At 46.4% G+C, this 20,828-nt stretch carries 16 protein-coding genes; 14 read left to right on the top strand and 2 right to left on the bottom strand.

All coding sequences use genetic code 11. The features are described from left to right. Window positions 1-11: 11 nt before the first annotated feature. From nagA to DFR60_RS01215, 14 genes are all read left to right on the top strand, one after another. Entirely contained in the window at window positions 12-1,157 is a 1,146-nt protein-coding gene (gene nagA, locus DFR60_RS01280; protein WP_110321255.1) for an N-acetylglucosamine-6-phosphate deacetylase, read from the top strand. Between the two features lie 36 nt (window positions 1,158-1,193). Continuing rightward, window positions 1,194-1,991 carry a sulfite exporter TauE/SafE family protein gene (locus tag DFR60_RS01275; protein WP_110321254.1) on the top strand — a complete coding sequence of 266 codons (798 nt, stop codon included), beginning with the start codon at window positions 1,194-1,196 and terminating at the stop codon, window positions 1,989-1,991. A gap of 179 nt (window positions 1,992-2,170) precedes the next feature. After that, window positions 2,171-2,902: a sulfite exporter TauE/SafE family protein gene (locus DFR60_RS01270; protein WP_110321253.1), complete on the top strand. Its 732-nt coding sequence runs from the start codon at window positions 2,171-2,173 to the stop codon at window positions 2,900-2,902. A gap of 445 nt (window positions 2,903-3,347) precedes the next feature. Continuing rightward, window positions 3,348-4,709: an ABC transporter substrate-binding protein gene (locus DFR60_RS01265; protein ID WP_110321252.1), complete on the top strand. Its 1,362-nt coding sequence runs from the start codon at window positions 3,348-3,350 to the stop codon at window positions 4,707-4,709. A gap of 21 nt (window positions 4,710-4,730) precedes the next feature. After that, complete coding sequence (locus DFR60_RS01260; protein WP_110321251.1) at window positions 4,731-5,933, top strand: AGE family epimerase/isomerase; 1,203 nt, start codon at window positions 4,731-4,733, stop codon at window positions 5,931-5,933. A 28-nt stretch (window positions 5,934-5,961) separates the two neighbouring features. Next, window positions 5,962-7,383 carry an ABC transporter substrate-binding protein gene (locus tag DFR60_RS01255; RefSeq protein WP_110321250.1) on the top strand — a complete coding sequence of 474 codons (1,422 nt, stop codon included), beginning with the start codon at window positions 5,962-5,964 and terminating at the stop codon, window positions 7,381-7,383. A gap of 322 nt (window positions 7,384-7,705) precedes the next feature. Continuing rightward, window positions 7,706-9,046 (top strand): L-fucose/L-arabinose isomerase family protein, encoded by a 1,341-nt coding sequence (locus DFR60_RS01250; protein ID WP_110321249.1) that lies wholly within the window; start codon window positions 7,706-7,708, stop codon window positions 9,044-9,046. Window positions 9,047-9,146: 100 nt separating this feature from the next. Beyond that, complete coding sequence (locus tag DFR60_RS01245; protein WP_110321248.1) at window positions 9,147-10,157, top strand: LacI family DNA-binding transcriptional regulator; 1,011 nt, start codon at window positions 9,147-9,149, stop codon at window positions 10,155-10,157. Between the two features lie 138 nt (window positions 10,158-10,295). Continuing rightward, entirely contained in the window at window positions 10,296-11,651 is a 1,356-nt protein-coding gene (locus tag DFR60_RS01240) for an ABC transporter substrate-binding protein (RefSeq protein WP_110321247.1), read from the top strand. A 51-nt stretch (window positions 11,652-11,702) separates the two neighbouring features. Further along, window positions 11,703-13,109: a sulfatase family protein gene (locus DFR60_RS01235; protein ID WP_110321246.1), complete on the top strand. Its 1,407-nt coding sequence runs from the start codon at window positions 11,703-11,705 to the stop codon at window positions 13,107-13,109. Between the two features lie 14 nt (window positions 13,110-13,123). Further along, complete coding sequence (locus DFR60_RS01230; RefSeq protein WP_055656136.1) at window positions 13,124-14,044, top strand: carbohydrate ABC transporter permease; 921 nt, start codon at window positions 13,124-13,126, stop codon at window positions 14,042-14,044. 16 nt (window positions 14,045-14,060) lie between these two features. Beyond that, window positions 14,061-14,900, top strand: a complete 840-nt coding sequence (locus tag DFR60_RS01225) for a carbohydrate ABC transporter permease (RefSeq protein WP_110321245.1) — start codon at window positions 14,061-14,063, stop codon at window positions 14,898-14,900. Between the two features lie 16 nt (window positions 14,901-14,916). Beyond that, window positions 14,917-15,771: a class II fructose-bisphosphate aldolase gene (locus DFR60_RS01220; protein ID WP_055656132.1), complete on the top strand. Its 855-nt coding sequence runs from the start codon at window positions 14,917-14,919 to the stop codon at window positions 15,769-15,771. Window positions 15,772-15,952: 181 nt separating this feature from the next. Then, window positions 15,953-17,008: an SIS domain-containing protein gene (locus DFR60_RS01215; RefSeq protein WP_110321244.1), complete on the top strand. Its 1,056-nt coding sequence runs from the start codon at window positions 15,953-15,955 to the stop codon at window positions 17,006-17,008. A 181-nt stretch (window positions 17,009-17,189) separates the two neighbouring features. Here the strand turns inward: DFR60_RS01215 and DFR60_RS01210 are convergent, their stop codons facing one another. Together DFR60_RS01210 and DFR60_RS01205 are read right to left on the bottom strand one after the other, a co-directional pair. Beyond that, entirely contained in the window at window positions 17,190-18,782 is a 1,593-nt protein-coding gene (locus tag DFR60_RS01210; protein ID WP_110321243.1) for a response regulator transcription factor, read from the bottom strand. Window positions 18,783-18,805: 23 nt separating this feature from the next. Further along, the gene (locus tag DFR60_RS01205; protein WP_110321242.1) at window positions 18,806-20,731 is read right to left on the bottom strand and encodes a cache domain-containing sensor histidine kinase; all 1,926 of its coding nucleotides are present in this window, start codon (window positions 20,729-20,731) and stop codon (window positions 18,806-18,808) included. Window positions 20,732-20,828: the final 97 nt, after the last annotated feature.

The following is a 20,828-nucleotide window of genomic DNA, read 5'->3' as shown; positions in this document are numbered from 1 at the left end:
GGGGTTTTTCAGTGAAAACATTGATTAAAAATGCATCTGTCTATCACAACCACCGTTTTGAGGCGTTGGATCTTCTGCTGGAAGACGGCCGGATTGCCCGTATGGGCGGCTGTGGGGGAGAGTCCTGTGACGAGGTAATTGATGCCGGCGGAAGCCGTGTGGTTCCCGGCTTCCTTGATATTCACACCCACGGAGCGGTGGGCGTGGATGTCAATGGGGCGGACGCGGAAGGCTTTGAGAAAATCTGCCGTTTCTTCGCTTCGCAGGGAACGACCAGCTGGCTCTGTTCCGTCCTTACGGATACGAAAGAGCAGACGATGCAGGCCATCGATATGTATAAAGAATGGAAGAAGACGGAGCATCATGGTGCGAATCTGATGGGAATCCATCTGGAGGGACCATTCTTATGCCCGGATTACAAAGGAGCCATGCCGGAGCACCTCTTAAAGAAGCCTGACATGGAGCTTTTAAAGGCTTACCAGGAAGAGGCGGAAGGAGATATCCGCTATATTACGGTTTCGCCTGAGGTGGAAGGCATCGTAGATTTCATCCCCTACATCAAGAGCCTGGGTATCCAGGTTGCCATCGGCCATTCAGGCGCGGATTATGATACGGCGCGAAAAGCCATACAAAACGGCGCTTTAGGGGCAACTCATACCGGCAATGCCATGAAGCTGCTGCATCAGCATTTCCCGGCGATCTGGGGAGCTGTACTGGAAGATGACGATGTGTACTGTGAAATGATTTGTGACGGCAGACACCTTCATCCGGGCACAGTCCGCTTTATCATTAAGATTAAGGGGCTGGACCGTGTGGTTGCGATCACGGATTCCATCATGGCCGCCGGACTTCCGGATGGCAATTATAAGCTGGGAGTCAATGACGTGGTGGTAGTGGATGGCGATGCGAAGCTGGCTACTGACGGAACCCGCGCAGGCAGCACGCTGACAACCGGAAAGGCGCTTAAGAATCTTCTGGAATTTACGGGACGTTCTCTGACGGATATCATTCCGATGCTGACAGAGAATCCGGCCAGACTGATCGGTGTCTATGACCGGGTAGGCTCCATCGAGCCAGGCAAGGATGCGGATCTCGTATTTTTGGATGAGGAATGTAATGTTGTGCGTACCTTAGTTAAGGGGAAAGAGTGTCACTGAATATATAAAAATGAGTGAGAAAGAGACGGTTAGATAATGAGTGGATATCTTTATATTTTATTCTGGATTGTCAGCTTCGGGGCATCCATAGCAGGAGCGATCTGTGGAATTGGCGGAGGTGTTATCATAAAGCCTACGCTTGACGCATTTGGAGTCTTAAGCGTTTCAACCATCAGTTTCCTGTCAGGCTGTACGGTGCTGGCCATGACCTGCTATTCCGTAATCAAGGGAAAGATGAGCGGGGAATCATTGATTGACATGAAGACAGGGACACCTTTAGCGATTGGTGCCGCGATTGGAGGCGTAGTTGGAAAATCCATGTTCCAGGCGCTTTCCGACATGTTTGTGAATAAAGATATGGTGGGAGCAGTTCAGGCAGGATGTCTGCTCATTATCACACTGGGAACTCTGATTTATACGCTAAAAAAGGATAAGATAAAAACGCTCCATGTGACGAATGCGGTATTATGTATCGTCATAGGTATCGTGCTGGGAATTTTCTCCTCCTTCCTGGGAATCGGAGGAGGCCCGATCAATCTGGTTGTCCTGTTCTATTTCTTTTCCATGGAAACAAAAACAGCGGCCCAGAATTCCCTGTACATTATTCTGTTTTCACAGATTACCAGCCTGATAAATTCCCTGGTCACCAGAACTGTACCAGAGTTCACGATCTGGCTTTTGGTGCTCATGGTAATCGGCGGTATTCTCGGTGGAATGAGCGGCCGGATTATCAATAAAAAAATTGATTCCAAAGTGGTGGACAAGTTATTCATCATTTTAATGATTGTGATTATATTTATCAATATTTACAATATTTATCAATTTGCACGTTAGCAATGAGCAGTGCGAAAAAAGCCAAAGGAAAATTTGTGTTGTGCTCGCACATAAACAAATTTTCCTTTGGCTTTTTTCATAGGGCGAAGCCCGTGACCGAGGTGTAGCGGAGCGGAACCGAGGTGCACTGCGGGGTATCGGGTATCGGTCAGCGGGCAGCAACCAGCAAGGGAGATGCGATGGAACAGGTACTAATAGTAATTTTCTCCTCCTTCTGCGGAGGACTTGTGCAGGCAGTTACAGGATTTGGCGGTGCAGTAATCATCATGATTTTTCTTCCGCTTATTCTAAATATGACGGCGGCTCCGGCACTCAGCGATGTCATAACCATGACACTGTCATTTTCCATGTTTTGGAGATACCGTAAGGCGGTGCATTATAAAAGCATCCTAATACCGGCCGCCGTTTATCTGGTTACCAGCACACTTGCGATCCATGGTTCCGCCTATGTGGACGCGGGAAAGCTGAAAGGATTTTTCGGTGTATTTCTGATTTTACTGTCGGTATACTTCTTTGCCTTTTCAGGCAAGCTTTCGGTGAAACCGACATTCTTTATGAAGTTTGGATGCGGCGCCCTGGCTGGCATCTGCGGCGGTTTATTTGGAATCAGCGGGCCGCCGGCCAGTCTGTTTTATCTGGCAGCGACGGATACAAAAGAAGAGTATCTAGGAACCCTGAATGCATTTTTTTCCTTCACGGTAATTTTCAACCTGATATCCAGGATCTGCAATGGCTTTCTGACTGTATCACTGATCCCTCTAATGGGATTCGGGATTGCCGCCATCTTAACCGGATGTGTCCTTGGAAGCAGGATTGTTAAGAAGATCAACATTGATGTTATGAGAAAGTGTGTGTATGGGTTTATGGCATTTGCGGGAGTGGTGATTGTGGTGCAGGGCGGGCTTCGGTGATACATATTCAATATTGCGAACAGCATGAAAGGAGTGGCAGCAAAGATGATATATCATACAAATTCCGCTGCATATGGGCGTGTACGTACGGCATCCGGCTTTTTTATAAAATTTTTAATGAATTAAAAAAGTAGAAGAAAAAGTAAAATAATATATAAATATAGGCAATTTGACGTAATGTATAATAAAGCATATTGACAAGTTATATAATATATGATAAATATGTATTATACACACGTATTTATTATAATATATTTGTATAAAATGCCATGTTGGCGAATCCTAATACAACTCAGCTTAATGTTTGGTTTTTAGAAAAATCATTTGCAATATTAGTAGGGGTAAAAATAAAATGGTCAACCATTTTATATACCCTATATACACACGTGTGTATATATAGGGGCTGCAAAACGGTGTTCAGTACTAAGAAAGAGAGGGGATTTACATGAAGAAAGGAAGATGGATGGCACTTGCACTTGCCTGCACAATGATTTTTACAGCGGGCTGTCAAAAAGGGGGAAAAGAGACTGCTGAGGTGCCGGTCAACCAGGAAACAAAAGAAAGTCAGGCAGAGACGGCAAAGACGGAGGTTCCAAACACAGAAAATACTGAGAGCCAGGAGGAGCCGGTTACAATTAAGTTTGCTAATTACGCGGTTTTGGAGGAAGGAAACAGTGCCTTCTGGGAAAAGATTAAAACAGATTTTGAAGCGGAGAATCCCAATATAACGATTGAATGGATTACGGCGCCGTTTGGGGAAATGGTGCAGCAGGTTATTAATATGGCAGGGGGTGGCGAGTATGTTGACCTGATTTTTGGTGAATTGGACTGGACTCCAACTTTGGCGGATTCGGGAATAGCATGTCCGGTATCAGACATTATGTCGGCGGAGTATCTGGCGGATTTCTATCCTAATGTTTTGGAAGCACACTCAGTTGATCAGGTGCTTTATTCTCTTCCATTATATGTAGGACCGTATATTTTGTACATCAATAAGGATTTGTTTGAGCAGGCCGGGTTGGATGCGTCGAATCCTCCGACTACCTATGACGAGATGCTTAAGTGCGCAGAGAAACTTTCTGAATTAAAGGACGCAGATGGAAATCAGGTATATGCGTTTGGTCAGACCACTGCATCGGTGCCGGTATCGGGCGCTTCCCTGACGAGCATGGTATTCAATTTTGGAGGCCAGGTGCTTGATGAAAATGGAAAGTTAAGCTGTGACAATGAAGGATTTAAGCAGGCCTTTGAAATGCTGAAGCTTCTGGATGAGAAAGGCTATAATCCGCAGAATGCAAAGCTGAAGGATTTGAGAAACTTATTTGCTCTGGGCAGACTGGCCATGTATTATGATCAGTCATGGGGATTTGCAGGTATCAAACCGATCAATCCGGAATCGGAAGCATTTACGGTTACAGCAAAGCCTTTAAAAGGCGGCAGCGGTACGGGACAGAGTATCTTACAGTCCCACTGCCTGATGATGGTGGATAATGGAGATGCACGAAAGAAAGCTGTAGAAAAGCTTGTTGAATATATTATAACGAATGATAATCTGAGTTACCGTATGTCTAATGAGACGCTTGCATACCCGGCTAAGAAATCTATGGAACACGCAGTGGATGATAGTCTGATTTTAAAGGGGGCTGCCGGTTCTGAGGCAAATACAAAGACACAGGTTTTCATTCCGCAGAACAGTGATTTAAATCTTGAACTCTGTGCATTGGCTCAGGCGGTGACCGTTGGAAAGACGGATGTGGACAAGGCAATCACAGACTTTAAGAAGGCCGCAGAAATGATTCTTGATTAAGTACGTTCAGAGAGGATTAGTATGGTAACGGGGATAAAAAGTGAAGAGGCCAGGGAACTGGCGGCCATGTATAGAAGTCAGCTCTCAGATATTATGGAAGAGTGGGCGAAGCATACTGTGGACCCGACCGGAGGTTATATAACTGATTTCGGCGAGGATTGGGAACTGGTTTCCAGGCGTAAGAATATATGGGCTCAAGCACGCCAAACGTATATGTTTGCTGCCTATTATGAATATTCTGGCCATGAGGATAAGTGGCTTTCACTGGCAAAGCTGGGACGTGATTTTCTGGTTCACCATGCATATGCCGGGGAGGGCCGATGGTATTATGAGGTGTCGGAAGATGGAGAACGGGTGATTGAAGGAACAACAACCATCTTTACGGATCTATTTGCCCTGATCGCGCTGGCACAGTATGCATCTTCATCGGGAGACCAGACGGATTATGTACTGATCAGGGAGACATTTGATTGTGCTAGAAATCATATTATGGATCCTGAGTTCCGGGATATAAAACCGCATGTGTGGCAGAAGGGGATCGAGAGACATTCCCCATACATGATTGCTGTTCATTCGTCCATGATAGCGGAAAAAGTTCTGGGAAAAGATGTCACAGGACCGTTTATTGATTTCTGTATTCATAAACTGTTGTATTTCTTTGGGAAAAATGAGAGCGGATATCTGTTGGAAAGTCTTAAAGAAGATGGAAGCGTGTGGGATACTCCGGAGGGGCGAATTGTCAACCCTGGACATATTTTTGAAGGAATGTGGTTTTGCATCGATTATGCAAGAGGAACGGATGATGCTGTAATTTCGAGTGCGCTCAGCATTATTCAAGATACTGCTGAAGCAGCAGTTGACCGGACACATGGGGGTGTGATTCATCGGTTTGACTGCTATGGGAAGGAGGGAGAGGATACAGTAAGGACGGATACAGGAGAGCTTAAGGCGGATGACAAGGTGGATTGGGTGAACTGTGAGAGTCTTTATGCTCTTGCTCTTGCAGCGGTACTGACAGAGAACGAGACTTCGATCGATCAGTTTCGTCAGCTTCATCAATTCTGTCAGACGCATTTTAAACCTGAGGACGGGGGAGACTGGTATCCTGTTCTGGACCGGGAAGGGACGCCCCTTCGCAAAAATAAAGGTGGGAAGCACAGGGTAGCGTTTCATGTACCGCGTGCATTGATGAATCTCAGCGAATTATTTGAAACTGTGAGTTGATCTGTGTTTAGAAAGGAGAAGGAAACTTATGACAAGAAGGAGGATGTCAGCGCTTGTACTGGCTTGTCTGCTGGTATTGATGACGGGCTGTGCAAATCATAATACTGCACAGGAGAGTGGCGCAGATTTAAATTCAGATACAAAGACTAATGCTAACGCGGAGGAAAAAGCTGGTAAAGACAAGGAAAACAGTGAGGAATCCAGCGAAATGACAGAGGAGAGCGCACCGACTGCCAACTCTCCAGGATCGGATTTGGGAAGTCCGGTAACCATAAAGATTGCAAATTATGCAGTTTTGGAAAAGGGGTATGAGGAATTCTGGCAGAATGTAAAAGCGGGATATGAGGCGAAATATCCCAATATAACAGTAGAATGGGTGACAGCACCTTACGGTGAGATTTTAAACCAGGTTATTAATATGGCGGGAGGCGGAGACAAAGTGGATTGTGTCTTTGGTGAGGATATCTGGATTCCGTCGTTGGTTGAAGCCGGACTGGCGGCCCCTATGGATCAGGTACTGGATTCGGATTTTTTGAATGACTATTATCCGGATGCATTAGCGGCACATTCTATGGAGGGCACTGTGTATGCAGCTCCTCTGTATTTGACTCCGCCGGTATTATTTTACAACAAGGAACTTTTTAAGGAGGCTGGTCTGGATCCGGAGAAGCCGCCGAAGTCTTATGACGAAATGATGGTGATGGCAGAGAAGTTGTCACAGTTAAAGTCATCTGACGGAAACAAGGTATATGCGTTCGGATTTCCAACAGGATCGGTGATTGTAGTGGGATCTTATCTGCAGGGGCTGATAAAGAATTTTGGCGGCGAGATTTTGGATGCCGATGGAAAGCTGGATGTGAAAAATACTGGATTCGTTGATGCCTTTAAATTTTTACAGGAGTTAGATGAAAAGGGCTATAATCCCCAGAATGCAAAGGCAAAGGATTTAAGAAATCTTTTTGCACTGGGGCAGTTGGCTATGTATTATGATAAGACTGGCGGAATCAACGGTGTCACTTCTATTAATCCGGCAGCAGCAGATTTTACAGCTACTGCATGTCCACTGGCTGGAGGCGGGGGAACTGGTGAGACAGTTTCACAGTCCCACTGTTTTATTGCAATTGACAACGGCCAGGAGAAAAAAGAAGCGGTTAAGAATTTTATTCAGTATGTGATTACTCCTGAAGTAATGGAAGACTACATGACAAATATCGCACCAGCGTACCCGGCTAAAAAAGCCATGGAACATATGGAGGGAGTGAATAACAACGCATTTTTGGCAGGCGCCAGGGATACAGTAAACCATCTCTCTCCCAGTTTGATGTTTCCGGCAGTGGCAGATTTTAATTTGGAACTCTGCGCTCTGGCCCAGGCTGTGACGATGGGGGATGAGGAGATCCAGACGGCGGCAGCAGATTTTGAGAAATCTGTTCAGCCATTGCTGCCATAAAATAGGCCAGTGGTATCAAAGGTTTAGCAAGCGGCAGCACGTGAATGAAATAAGGAACGTGCTGCCGCTTTGCTTATAGGAAAGTTGATCATTAGACGACCTCCATGAGGGTCAAATTCCCTGTCGCTTGCGGGAAGGGGGGACTTAGTATGTGGACTATGTGCTGAGGCTTTAGAGCTTGGCTTGCCATGCTTCTTAAAACAAAAATAATTAAAAAAAAGGTATTGACAACAACATTAAGATATGGTAAAAATGATATATACACACGAGTTGATATAAATTATAATTGTGCAAATTACTAAGAAATGGGGAAGGTAATAAGATGCAGTTAACGATTGGTTTTATAACAACCTGTTCAGGACGATGGCCGAGAGAGATTCCTGAGCAAAGAAACAAAGAGTACGGAGACTGGCTCGAAGCTCAGATGCCGGAAGCAAAAGTAGTCCGTGCGCCAGAACTTGGCAGCGGAAGTGAGTCCGTAGAAGCGGCGGTCAGAGAATTCAAGCGACAGGAAGCCGATGTCATCGTTTTTGTATATGGGGCGTTTACTGGTGATGATGTAGCTTCTTATCTTGCAGAAATGCTTCAGAAACCGATTATCCTCTGGGCACCGTATGAAGTCCCCTTTGAAAGGGAGGACAGACTGTATTCCAATGCACTCTGTTCCATGACAATGAATGCAGCCGCATTAAGACGGCTGGGAGTCTCCTGTCACACGGTTTACGGAAGCAGGGAAGAGGATAAGGCAGCAGAGAAAGTCATAAATCTTCTTCGTGCCTATGGAGCGGTTAAGTCCTTAAAGCATACGACATTAGGCCTGTTGGGATACCGTCCGACAGCATTTTATAACTGCGCATTCGATGAAGGGCTGATTCGAAGGACCTTTGGAGTTAAAATTGAAGAGACCGATTTGAAAGTAGTTTTCGATAAGATGGATCGTTTGCCGGCGGAAGTATATGAGGCAGATATGGCGAAGATGGCAGAAACTTATGATACAGAGAACCTGCCAAAGGGTCATATGGAGAATCATTCCAGATTGTACCTGGCATTAAAAGATGTAATGACAGAACAGCATTATGATTTTGCAGCGATTAAGTGCTGGCCGGAGATGGGAAATTTACATACGACACCGTGTGCAGTGCTGGGAAGGCTGGCTGATGATGGGATTACCATTGGCTGTGAAGGCGATGTCGATGCAGAACTGGCTCAGATGACAGAGTATTATCTCACGGGAGAGCCAAGTTTTATTACAGATTTAATTAATATCGATGAGGAGAAGAATGTAATCACCTTCTGGCATTGTGGAAATGCAGCTCCATCTTTATTTAATAAGGAGTATGAGGTAGAAATCAGAAACCATCCGCTGGCCGGACAGGGAACCGCTTTTTATGGTGCCTTGAAGCCTGGAAAGGTGACGGTTGCCAGGTTCTGTAATATTGACGGAGCATATAAACTCTTTCTCCTTAGCGGAGAAGCAGTTGCAATGGATCGCTGTACAAAAGGCGTAACAGCCAGTGTAAAAGTGGAGCGGCCGGTTAGAGAGATCATAGAAGGAATTATAGCAGAGGGAGTGCCTCACCATTACAGCATTGTCTGGGAAGATGTGGCGGAAGCCATGAAGGGGATCTGTGCATTGCTTCATATTCCGGTTATTGAGATGTAAAAGCTGACTGTGGTCATTGACACTATTTCTCATACAGAGGTATACTGAATAAAAGTACAGCACTGGAGTTTCAGTGTATGCGGCAAGGAGAAAAGAACGTATGGAGAAAAACAGTGAGCGGGTCACAAGAGCAGATGTGGCAAAGGCTGCAGGGGTGAGCGAAACCATTGTATCGTATGTCGTGAATAACAATCGTTATGTAGCGAAAGATAAAAGGCAGAGAGTGGAAGAGGCTATTGCGGCCCTGCACTACCGGCCCAACAATGTGGCGAGAGCTTTAAAGGGAAAACGAAGTAATCAGCTGCTTTTCATTGCAGATCAGATCACAAATGAATATTTCAGCAGAATTGTCAGCGAGATGGATAAGTATGCGTATGAAGCGGGATTTCTGATTTCTCTCTGCGCCAACCGAAATACACCGGAGTTTGTTTCACAGGTCATAAGCCGCCAGTATGATGGAATCATTATCAGTTCTATCAGCTTTCCGGAAGAATATGTAAGACACTTCAGTAAGGCCGGAATTCCGGTGCTGCTGTTTGAACATAAGAAACACGATACTCTGCCTGAGAATGTGGCGACGCTGGCTTCCGGATTGTATTCCGGCGCGAGAAGAGGTGTAAACCATCTGATCAGCAGAGGAAAAAAGAACATAATCTACATTGATCGTATCAGCAGGCGGGGAAATGTCAGCGGTCCATCGGACCTGCGACTCAGCGGTTACTTAGATGAGCTTCACGATTACGGCCTGGAGGCTGGCGATGGTACAGTAATAGCCGGATGCCATACGGAAGAGGAACTGACTGCGACTGTGGCGAATTACTTACGGAGTCACGAGTATGTGGATGGAATGATGGGACGTAACGATATGGTAGCCTGTATAGCCATGCAGGCGGCGATTGGAATTGGAAAACGGGTACCTGAGGATATCGGCGTTGTTGGATTTGATAATTCCAGTATCAGCCAGTTTTGTTCACCTAAGCTTACTACACTGGAGATGCAGAGGGAAGAGATAAGCAGAACTGTTATTGATATGATGGTTCAGATGATCGGGGGTAAGATGCCGGAAAATGCGACATTTGAGACGAAACTGATCGTTCGTGAAAGCACTTAAGAAGGCATAGCAGCATTATGAAATTATAAAATGGGAAACCATTTTATATCGGGAATATACACTCGTGTGTATGTTTCCGGACTAATAATATAGAAACTCTAAAAACTATATTTTAATGAGGAAAGAGAGGGTATTACAATGAAAAAAAGAAGACTGGCAGCACTGGCACTTGCATGTGTTATGGCATTAACCACAGGATGTTCCAGTGGAGGCGGCAGTACGGCGGGGAGTGCAGCAGACACGGAAGCGAAGACAGAGGCAGGAGCAAAAGAGGAGGCGAAGACGACCGAAGCTGGAAGCGGAGAAAAGGTTACATTAAAGATTGCCAACTACGCCGTTCTGGAAAAGGGATATGATGAGTTCTGGAGCAGCGTAAAGGCCGGATATGAAGAGAAATATCCGAATGTAACGATCGAATGGGTAACAGCACCTTATGGAGAGATATTAAATCAGGTTATCAACATGGCAGGCGGCGGAGACCGTGTGGACTGTATTTTCAGTGAGATGATCTGGCTGCCAGCACTGGTAGATTCTGGTCTGGCAATGCCGATGAAGGACGTCCTGGATGAATCCTTCTTAAATGACTACTATGCGAACATTCTTGAGGCACACTCCATCGATGGAGAGGTTTACGGAGCGCCGCTTTATGTATCACCGTCCCTTTTATTCTACAACAAGGAGTTGTTTAAGAAAGCCGGCCTGGATCCGGAGCAGCCGCCGAAAACATATGACGAGATGCTTACAATGGCTGAGAAACTATCAACTCTGACAACGGATGATGGAAATAAAGTATATGCGTTTGGGCAGCCGACAGCGTCTGTTATCGTAATTGGTTCTTCTATTCAGGCGTTTGCAGCTAACTTTGGCGGAAAGGTTATTGACGATAACGGCAAGCTTACTGCTGACGATCCTGCATTTAAAGAATCCCTGGAGATGTTAAAACTTCTGGATCAAAAGGGGTACAATCCGCAGAACGCGAAACCGAAGGATTTAAGAAACTTATTTGCACTTGGTCAGTTAGCTATGTATTACGATAATTCATGGGGCTTTAACGGTGCAAAATCCATTAATCCGGATGTAGTGAACTTTGCTGCAGCGGCAGAGCCGTTAAAGGGTGGAAACGGCGATGGTGCATCGACACTTCAGTCTCACTGCTTTGCAGCAGTGGACAATGGACCGGAACATGTAGAAGCAGTTAAAAATTTTATTCAGTACGTAATTACACCTGAAGTATTAAATGACTATATTGCCAACATTGCACCAGCTCTTCCGGCGAAAAATTCTATGAAGGATATGGAAGCTGTTAAGAACAGCCCGATTTTAAATGGTGCTGGGGATTCTGTTGAGAAGGCAGAACCGGTTTACATGTTCCCAACATTATCTGAGTTTAACCTGGAATTATGTGCACTGTCACAGGCAGTAACGGTAGGAGGAGAGGACGTGGATACGGCGATCGAAGGATTTAAGACGGCCGTACAGCCGCTGCTTCCATAGGGAATGAAAGATAGTATAAGAATCAAGGATAGAGAAAAGGGGTAGAAAGATATGGCAGGAAAGAAACCGAACGTGGTATTTATTCTGACGGACGATCAGGGAATCTGGTCCATGGGCTGTTATGGCAATTACGAGATCCGGACGCCAAACCTTGATAAGTTGGCGAAACAGGGAGTGAGATTTGACAACTTTTTCTGTACGTCACCGGTTTGTTCTCCTGCCAGAGCCTCTCTGTTAACAGGAAAGATTCCGTCACAACACGGAATTCTAGATTATCTTAGCGGGGGAAACGGAGGCGCTTCCCAGGCTGCGATTGAGTTTTTAAAGGATCACCGCGGATATACGGATATCCTGGCCGAAGAAGGCTACACCTGTGGATTGAGCGGAAAATGGCATTTAGGCGACGGCGGCCATCCGCAGAAGGGCTTCTCCTTCTGGTATGCACACCAGAAGGGGGGCGGCCCCTACTATAACGCACCAATGTTCCGGGAAGGAAAAAAGGTGGAGGAAGAGGGGTACATAACTGATATTATTACTGATGAAGCGATATCTTTCATAGACAGAGAAAAGAAGAAAAAACAGCCATTTTATTTAAGCGTGCATTATACTGCTCCCCATTCTCCGTGGATTGACTGCCATCCGAAGAAGTATACGGATCTTTATGAGGATTGTCCGTTTGAGACATGTCCACAGGGAGAGACGCATCCGTGGGCAAAGACAGAAGTACTCGCAGGATATCAAAAGCCCAGAGAGTCCCTGATCGGTTACTTTGCAGCGGTTACGGCTATGGATGATAATGTGGGGCGTATTTTAAAGAAGCTGGAAGAGGAGAACCTGATGGAAGATACTTTGATCATTTTCTCCAGTGATAATGGCTTTAACTGCGGTCATCATGGAATCTGGGGGAAGGGAAATGGGACGTTCCCGCTCAATATGTATGATTCTTCTGTAAAGGTTCCTTTCATTATGTGTCATAAGGGCCGTATTCCGGAGGACCAGGTATGTGATGAGATGCACAGCGGATACGATTTTATGCCTACTCTCCTGGAATATCTGGGATTTGAGAATGACGAGGCGGATAAACTTCCGGGAAAGAGTTTTCTGCCGGCACTGATGGGACAGGAGCACAAGAATGAAGATAGCAGAGTTGTTGTATTCGATGAGTATGGGCCGGTCCGCATGATAAGGAGCAGGAAGTATAAGCTGGTACACAGATATCCATATGGTCCTGACGAGTTCTATGATTTGGAAGCGGATCCGGGGGAGACGCATAACGGAATCGAAGATGAACAGTATCAGGATATGATACAGGATATGAAGAAGCAGATGGAACTGTGGTTTTTACAGTACGTGGATCCAAGAATTGATGGTGCTAAGGAGCCAGTTATGGGCGGCGGGCAGAGAGACTTAGCAGGACTTCTGGGACCAGGTATCAATGTATATGGGGAAAATATATAAAGGGAGTTGTAACGATGGAGAAAGGTATTAAGAAATCCCTCTGGAAGAGCCAGACGGGTGATAAAATATTTGCAATCGCGCTGATGATTCCAGCCATTATCACAACAGTTTCGTTTATTCTGGTTCCTGTTGTGGATTCAATCTACCGAAGTTTTTTCGATTATAAGGTGAGAAATATTATTTCGGGGCAGCCAGGGGTATGGAATAACTTCGCCAATTATACAAAGCTGTTTTCCAACGGAAAGCTGATTCCGTCCATGACTAACACCCTTGCATTCGTCTTTGGAGTGGTTATTGCTCAGTTCGTGCTCGGTATGGCTCTGGCACTGATTCTTAACAGTAATGTGAAATTTTCAAGGTTTATCCGGAGTATTATGATGGTTCCCTGGGTGGTTCCGACACTGATATCAGGTCTTGTATGGCTGTGGATGTTCCAGCCTCAGTACGGTCTGGTTAAGTATTTCGTAGGAATCTTAACAAAAGGAAGAATCACGGATTTTGCCATTTTAAATAATCCGGCTACGGCCATGTTTGGTGTATCGGTAGCGGCATTGTGGAAGCAGATTCCACTTGCCACACTGCTTCTTCTCGCCGGACTTGCCAATGTCCCGGAGGATATGCAGGAAGCAGCAAAGATTGATGGAGCGAACGGCGTTCAGCGATTTTTCCGTATTGTCCTTCCATACATGAAGAGTGTGATCAAGGTTACGGTATCCATGTCCATCATTGAGAACTTCAAACAGTTCCCCCTGTTCTGGACTATGACAGGCGGCGGCCCCAACAACTCCACAACCACCATGGCGATCTTAAGCTACCGGGAAGCCTTCGTCTCTAATAACTTTGGATCAGGAGCAGCGGTTACAACCGTCTGGATGCTGATGATGATTATCGTAGTCTATATCTATAACCGCATCTTTAAGAGCGAAGACATGTAGAGGGGATGGAAAGCTTATGAAACGGAAACGTATCCTTAATGGCGTAATAAAATACGTGGTATTAATTATAATTCTCGTCTTTTTGCTGTTCCCCCTTTTGTGGGTACTGCTGACGTCCTTTAAGACCAATATGGAGGCGTACAAATTCCCTCCGACTTTTATTGTGAAAAATCCTACATTCCAGAGTTATATCAATCTGTTTACTGTGGATAATGATTTCTTTACCTATTATAAGAACAACTTTATTGTAGCCGGTTCCACCGCGCTGCTGACAACCTTTATGGCAATTATTTCCGGTTATGCACTGTCCCGTTTCCACTTTAAGTGGAATAAATGGATTATTGCAGCATTTACCTCCGCTCAGATGTTCCCGGTTGTCAGCCGTTTGATTTCCCTGTATAAAATACTTGGAGATGTTAATCTGATTAATACCCATGCGGGACTGATCCTGGCCATTGCTGCCGGACAGCTGCCGTTCACTATCATGCTGATGTCCAGTTTCTATGACGGGATTCCGAGAGAACTGGAAGAGGCGGCCCGTGTAGACGGAGCAGGCCGGTTTGGAACACTGTTTCGAGTCGTTGTTCCATTAGTGAAACCCGGTATGCTGGCAGTTGGTATTTACGCATTCTTGCTGTCCTGGGATGATTATTTACACGCATCCACACTCATACAGACAGACTCGCTTCGGACATTATCCGCAGGCGTGGCGCTTCGCTATCTGGGCGAGCTTTCCTATGACTGGTCTCTGATCAATACGATATCCATTGTAGGTACGATACCTATGGTGATTGTATTCTTCTTTTTCCAGAAATATATGATTAAGGGCCTGGTAGCTGGAGCCGTAAAAGGTTAAGAAAAAGGAGAAAATTATGCTTGTAACTAACAAAGAAAATCTAATTGAGGCATCCAAAAACGGATATGCCATTCCAGCACTCAATACGCAGGGCGGAAACTACGATATCATATGGGCTGCATGCCGTGCGGCCGAGGAGATGAAATCTCCCATCATTCTGGCGCACTATGTGTCTACTGGCGCTTATTCTGGTCATGACTGGTTTGTACAGGTCTGCAAGTGGTGTGCCGACAAGGTGTCAGTCCCTGTATCCATTCATCTGGACCATGGTGCTGATTTCGACATTTGTATGGAGGCTCTGAAGTTAGGCTTTACCTCCGTGATGATCGACGGTTCCACAAGTCCGATCAAAGAGAATGCTGCTATGACCAATGAGGTAATCAAGGTGGCAAAATGCTTTGGTGTGCCGGTGGAGGCGGAAATCGGAGAACTCCTTCGTCTTGACAATATGGGGACAGTGATGGAAAATAAGAATATTGTAGATCCCTGCGAAGTGAAGGAATTCCTGGAAATGTGTCAGCCCGATTCCCTGGCGATTGGCATTGGTAATGCCCATGGCTATTACAAAGGAGAGCCGGATATTCATTTAGAGGTACTGGAGGCAGTGAGAAAATTCACGGATATTCCGCTGGTGCTTCATGGCTGCACAGGAATGAAGGAAGAGATTGTAAAGGAAGCGATCAAGCTGGGTGTGGCAAAGATTAATTTTGGTACTGAAATCCGGTATAAATACGTGGAACACTACGAAGAAGGATTAAAAACACTGGATCATCAGGGACATTCCTGGAAACTGTCCCAGTTTGCCAATGACAGGCTGACAGAAGACATCAAGGATATTATCCGTCTGGCCGGTTCTGAAGGAAAAGCTTAAAATAACGTGACAGTTCAGATGGCGGGACAATTGGCTCAGAAAGCAGCGTCAAGCTTGCTTGTAAGCGGTTTTCTGCACCAATTGTCACATCGGATGAATATCCGATGCTTCTTGACCGGCTTTTTCGGTCAAGAAGATGAGCTATCTGAACTGTTACAAAATAAAGAGAGGACTTATTAAAATGGAAAAGAGAAACAGTGAAGTTACATACAAAGAAATTTACTTACAGCCGGAGTCATTCGAGGCAATCAACAACACGCTTGGGGACATCTATGGTGTTCTTGACAAGGTATTCGCAGAAGATTACGATGAGCTGATCTTCACCGGCTGCGGCACCAGCCTCTATCTGGCCCAGGCAGCGGCCCACGCATTTTCAAGCTACAACGCGATACCGTCGAAAGCGGTGTGCTGTTCGGAACTCTATTATTTCCCGGAGACCTTTGTAAAGAACCGGAAGGTGCTTGTACTCCCGATTACGAGAAAGAGCTATACGACAGAAGTACGCATGGCCATCGATAAAGTGAGAAGCTATCCTGGTGTAAAATCGCTGGCAATTACCTGTGATCAGGACAGCGCGCTCTACAATGACTTTATGATCCTTTCCCCGGATACGGCGGAGGACAGTGTAATCATGACCCGTTCTTTCACCAGCATGGTGTATTTGGCAGCTGTCATGGCAATGTATGCAGGCGGTAAGAAGGACGAGATCGCAGCCATGGCCGGTTACGGCGACAGCGCCCGAGACGCGTTAAAGAAGATGGATGATCTGGCAAAGAGCATCATCACGGAGCATGAGGGACTGAATCTGTTTATCACGCTTGGCCAGGGCATTAACTACGGCGTCGCCAACGAGTGTATGAACAAGATGAAGGAAATGGGACTCTCCAATTCGGAGGCTTACTTCTCACTGGAATACCGCCATGGCCCGATGAGCCTGGTAGACGAGAACACCCTGATTATCTTTTTAAGCCATTCTGAAACCGTAAAAGAGGATGCGAAGCTCCTCGCGCAGATGAAAGAATACGGAGCAGTGACTGTGGCAATCGGAAACACGGCTTCCGCAGATCTGAAAGACGCGGACTACTGCCTCGACCTGCCATATGGCTATAACGATACGCAGAATGCGGCAATTATTGGATTCATCGGTCAGTTTATAGGCTATTATATTGCAGAAAAGAAGGGGATTGATGCAGATTCCCCGAGGCATTTATCCCAGGCGATTGTGATATCCGCGTAGGCAATGAGCCATGCGAAAAACGGTATGCAGAAAATTGCGTTGTGCTCGCACATAAGCAATTTTTTGTGTGCCGTTTTTCATAGGGCGAAGCCCGCGACCGAATGACCGCAGGTCATGAGGTGCATGGCGGACTTAGCTCCCCCCAAAAACCGCCTCCCCCCTCCTGTCCCTAAATTCCCCGTCACTTACTATGACGATATTCATTTGGCGTCATTCCAGTACATTTCTTAAAGGTTCTGATAAAATACTTCTCATCATTATACCCAATCTGAATCGCAATATCAGTAATCTTAGCGCTGCTGGAGCGCAGCAGCTTCTTTGCATGCCCGATTCGTATTTCATTCAAACGGGTTACCATACTCACGCCGTAAGCCTCCTTAAATTTTCTGCACAGGTAATCCTTGTTCATGTGAAACAGCTCTGCGTATTCCGTCTGATCGAAGGGCTGGTTGTAGTTGATTTCCAGATAGCTGCCGATCTGTCGGAAAACATCGCCGGATCGACAGACGTCATGAAGATTTGCAGCCAGCTCCATCAAAATTTCCCTGCACCGGCTGGCTGCATGTTCTGCCTGGAAATGGTAAGATCCGTCGAAGAGACTGCAGGGAGTCAGGGCTGAGGCGTTACCAGGTGTAAAACCGGGATAGCGTTCTGTAAAGTACCCGCACCAGTGGGAATACATAGTTTCAAAATCGGTACTGATTCTTTTTATGGCACCATAAGTGACCGGCGCAGAAAGAAGCATGCCGGAGAGCCACTGCTGTACACTGGCCGTTATCGCCATTTCCTCATTCAGCATGATGGATGACAGAAGCTGTGCCTCATTTCTGTCATCTGCGGGCGGAATGGTGTGGAAAAATCCTGGCAGCCCGACGATGAGAGGAGTCCTGCCATTCTGATTGACTTCCATACTGTAGAAGGCTCTGCGGGCGGAATCGTAGGCTGACAGAATATCTTCCGGTCTGTTGCTGCCGGAACAGCATCCAAAGTGGAAAGGATAGCCGGACTGTCGCCGGAAATGAGAGACGGCCGTCTGAACGGAGTTAAGCCCCCGGTCTGTCCGTCCATAGAGGATCACTGCGGCATCATGGGGATTCCAATGGCGCAGAATTGCAGCGCCCAGCCCGCGGCTCTCCAAATCTGTTTTCATCATATCAAAAAATGCTGTGAAGCTGCGCTGAAAGGCGGCATCCTCCTCTGAAGGATAAAATGTTAAATCACTGTAAAAGATGAGGCAGGTATCGGCTTTGGAAAAACTGTCGCTTAAGGAGGACAGCTCCTGATAAGCCGCCTGGCTGGCCGCGGGAGAGAGCAGCTGGGAAAGAAGCGTGTGTCTTCGTTCGGAACTTAAGTAATTGATCTGATGAAGCAGCGACCGGGCGTCATCGTTTTTCCTGCGGTCCTCCTTCCAGGTATTGACTGCCTTTTCAACTGCCGCCAGCAGGGCGGTCCGTTCCAGGGGTTTCAGCAGATAATCAACGCAGCCTAAGACCAGCATGCTTCTGACGTACTCAAAATCACTGTAACCGGATATGGCAATGACTTTGGAGGAAATCTTCTGTTCGACGACGTAATTCATAAGATCGGTTCCGCGCTCATCTCCGATCATAATATCAAAGAAAGCCAGCTGCGGCTGCTCACGGCTTAACAGTTCGCGGGCCTCTGCGGCCGTGGTAGCAGAGAAAACCTTATCAATGTCATATTCCTGCCAGGGAACCAAAGCCTTGATCGCATGGATCAGATGAGGCTCATCGTCCACAATCAGTACCTTCATAAATCATGCCTCCTCTATATGAGCTAAAAATAAATTGTGTCGGGTGCGGAGACCTGCGGCTGGCCCGGGAGCTTAAGCCGAACGGTGGTACCGCCATGGTCGTTAGCGAGGATCTCGATGGTGCAGTCTGCCCCAAATTGAAAAAGCAGGCGCATAAAAACGTTGTTGATGCCAATATGCTCTCTGGGAATTCCGTCCGCGTAATAACCGAGCGCCAGGGAGCGGTAGTTGGAGGCGGTTTCAAGCTGGGCATAGCGTTCCACAAACCAGTCCTTCTGCATAGAAAAGCTCTTTTGCATCTCCAGCGCCCGTTCTGCCGCAATCGGCTGCCCATTGTCGCAAATAGAGAGAACGAAAAAATCCCCTTCTGTTTCTGCCGTAAATTCGATAAAGCCATCCGTTTTTTTCATAACTCCGCCATGGTAAATACAGTTTTCAATCAGTGGCTGCAGTGTCATCTTCGGGAGAAGAAACAGCCTGGGATAGACGGGGCATATCTTAAATTCCGCAGAAGAGCAGAACCGCATCTTCTGCAGTGTAAAATAACGGTATACATAGTCAAGCTCTTCTCCCAGCGATGAGACGGTCTGGGAGATTTCCATGGCATAGCGCATCATCTGGCCCAATGCTGTGATATAGTCGTACTGGGCCAGATCGTTGTTAGCCAGAGCGTTGTTGGCCAGGCACTGGAGCGTGTTATGGATAAAGTGTGGATTGATCTGAGCCTGCAGCATCTTAAGCTCTGTATCCTGCTGCAGTAATTCCATTTTGTACTGGCGGATGGTATAGTGCTGGATAGAATCCATCATTTCCTGCATGGAATCAAACAGCATTTTTAACTCATCATTCTGGCGGTATTCCAAATATTCCGAGAGCTGGAATTTCGAAAAATCACCGGACTTCCCCTTCGCCTTTGTCAAATAACGGGTGGCCTTTTTGAGCGGTCCGGTAAGTCTGGTCAGCGTAAGTGAATTGAGCACAGTGGCAAGCAGCACACCCAGCAGGAAGGTAGTGGTCAGAAAACGCAGCTGTAAATCAGTACTGCTGTAGATACTGGCATCCGGCGCAGCTTTCATCATATGCCAGTCTAAGTAGGAGGCAGGGAAACTGGATTTCAGATATAGAACGCCGTCCTCTGTAAAGGAATGAAACGTATCGTGGCCGGGAGCCAGAAGTTTTTTTACTATGGGATCGGAAAGCAGGATATCCCCGGATTGCGGTGCTCCGGAAAGTATCATTTCTCCATCGGAATTAACGATACAGACGAATTCCCCTTCTTTATAGGCAAGACAGCAGTTATCGTAGATAAACGTAGCCGGCATATCAATGGAAAGGACGCCGAGCAGCTGTTTCTCTGCCGAGATGCTGTAAATGGGGAGCCATATCGTAAAGACCTCCTCCGTATCGAGACTTCCTGAAGAATAGTAGGTTCTGTGACCGTACGTCGACATGGGATGGACCGGTTCGATGGTAACGTCGGTATATTCAGAGAACGTGGGCCTTTCCGCTTCCGCCGCATTTAAGGATATCATGGATTTCTGCAGTGTGTTTGTGATGAGCAGAAAACTTTTATTTAAACGGAAGGAGAGGAGACGGATCTGCCTGGCGTTCGGGGCAACGGTATAAATGCCCTGCATATAGCTGAAGATTCGGCCCGGTTCTGTGAATTCCTGGGAGACAAAGTCCTGCGGGCTGCCTTTCAAGAGAATATTATGCAGGTCAGGATTGGAATAAACTGTTCTGGCAGAGGAGACGCAGGTGGAGATATAGTATTCAATATTCTTAATGGCTACGGACATATTGATCTCAGACTCCCGTCTGTACTGCTCCAGTGCCCGGGATCTCTCGTAGGAATAGAAATAAAAGGAGAAAATCAGCATGGGAGCGATCGTGCACAGGGCTAGCAGCGTAATAAACCGGGTATTGATGCTGATAAAATGTTTTTTCATACTCAGATCCTCTTTCGAAATGTTTAAACTTATTATAATGAATAGTCTGAATCATTGCAAGACGATGTCAAAATAGTGCACCAAAAGGTAAAAATTG

Origin of the sequence: Hungatella effluvii, from assembly GCF_003201875.1 — a bacterium.
Taxonomy (GTDB): domain Bacteria; phylum Bacillota; class Clostridia; order Lachnospirales; family Lachnospiraceae; genus Hungatella; species Hungatella effluvii.
Note: the sequence above shows the minus strand (reverse complement) of the source record. Positions and strands in the feature narration are given on the sequence as shown.

What these genes read in the sequence shown, in the direction of transcription:
- DFR60_RS01250 (WP_110321249.1), top strand. Translation starts at nt 7,706, where the DNA reads ATGCAGTTAACGATTGGTTTTATAACAACCTGTTCAGGACGATGGCCG.
- DFR60_RS01235 (WP_110321246.1), top strand. Translation starts at nt 11,703, where the DNA reads ATGGCAGGAAAGAAACCGAACGTGGTATTTATTCTGACGGACGATCAG.
- DFR60_RS01210 (WP_110321243.1), bottom strand. Translation starts at nt 18,782, where the DNA reads ATGAAGGTACTGATTGTGGACGATGAGCCTCATCTGATCCATGCGATC.
- DFR60_RS01205 (WP_110321242.1), bottom strand. Translation starts at nt 20,731, where the DNA reads ATGAAAAAACATTTTATCAGCATCAATACCCGGTTTATTACGCTGCTA.
- DFR60_RS01225 (WP_110321245.1), top strand. Translation starts at nt 14,061, where the DNA reads ATGAAACGGAAACGTATCCTTAATGGCGTAATAAAATACGTGGTATTA.
- DFR60_RS01265 (WP_110321252.1), top strand. Translation starts at nt 3,348, where the DNA reads ATGAAGAAAGGAAGATGGATGGCACTTGCACTTGCCTGCACAATGATT.
- DFR60_RS01270 (WP_110321253.1), top strand. Translation starts at nt 2,171, where the DNA reads ATGGAACAGGTACTAATAGTAATTTTCTCCTCCTTCTGCGGAGGACTT.
- DFR60_RS01230 (WP_055656136.1), top strand. Translation starts at nt 13,124, where the DNA reads ATGGAGAAAGGTATTAAGAAATCCCTCTGGAAGAGCCAGACGGGTGAT.
- DFR60_RS01275 (WP_110321254.1), top strand. Translation starts at nt 1,194, where the DNA reads ATGAGTGGATATCTTTATATTTTATTCTGGATTGTCAGCTTCGGGGCA.
- DFR60_RS01215 (WP_110321244.1), top strand. Translation starts at nt 15,953, where the DNA reads ATGGAAAAGAGAAACAGTGAAGTTACATACAAAGAAATTTACTTACAG.
- DFR60_RS01240 (WP_110321247.1), top strand. Translation starts at nt 10,296, where the DNA reads ATGAAAAAAAGAAGACTGGCAGCACTGGCACTTGCATGTGTTATGGCA.
- DFR60_RS01255 (WP_110321250.1), top strand. Translation starts at nt 5,962, where the DNA reads ATGACAAGAAGGAGGATGTCAGCGCTTGTACTGGCTTGTCTGCTGGTA.
- DFR60_RS01260 (WP_110321251.1), top strand. Translation starts at nt 4,731, where the DNA reads ATGGTAACGGGGATAAAAAGTGAAGAGGCCAGGGAACTGGCGGCCATG.
- DFR60_RS01245 (WP_110321248.1), top strand. Translation starts at nt 9,147, where the DNA reads ATGGAGAAAAACAGTGAGCGGGTCACAAGAGCAGATGTGGCAAAGGCT.
- DFR60_RS01220 (WP_055656132.1), top strand. Translation starts at nt 14,917, where the DNA reads ATGCTTGTAACTAACAAAGAAAATCTAATTGAGGCATCCAAAAACGGA.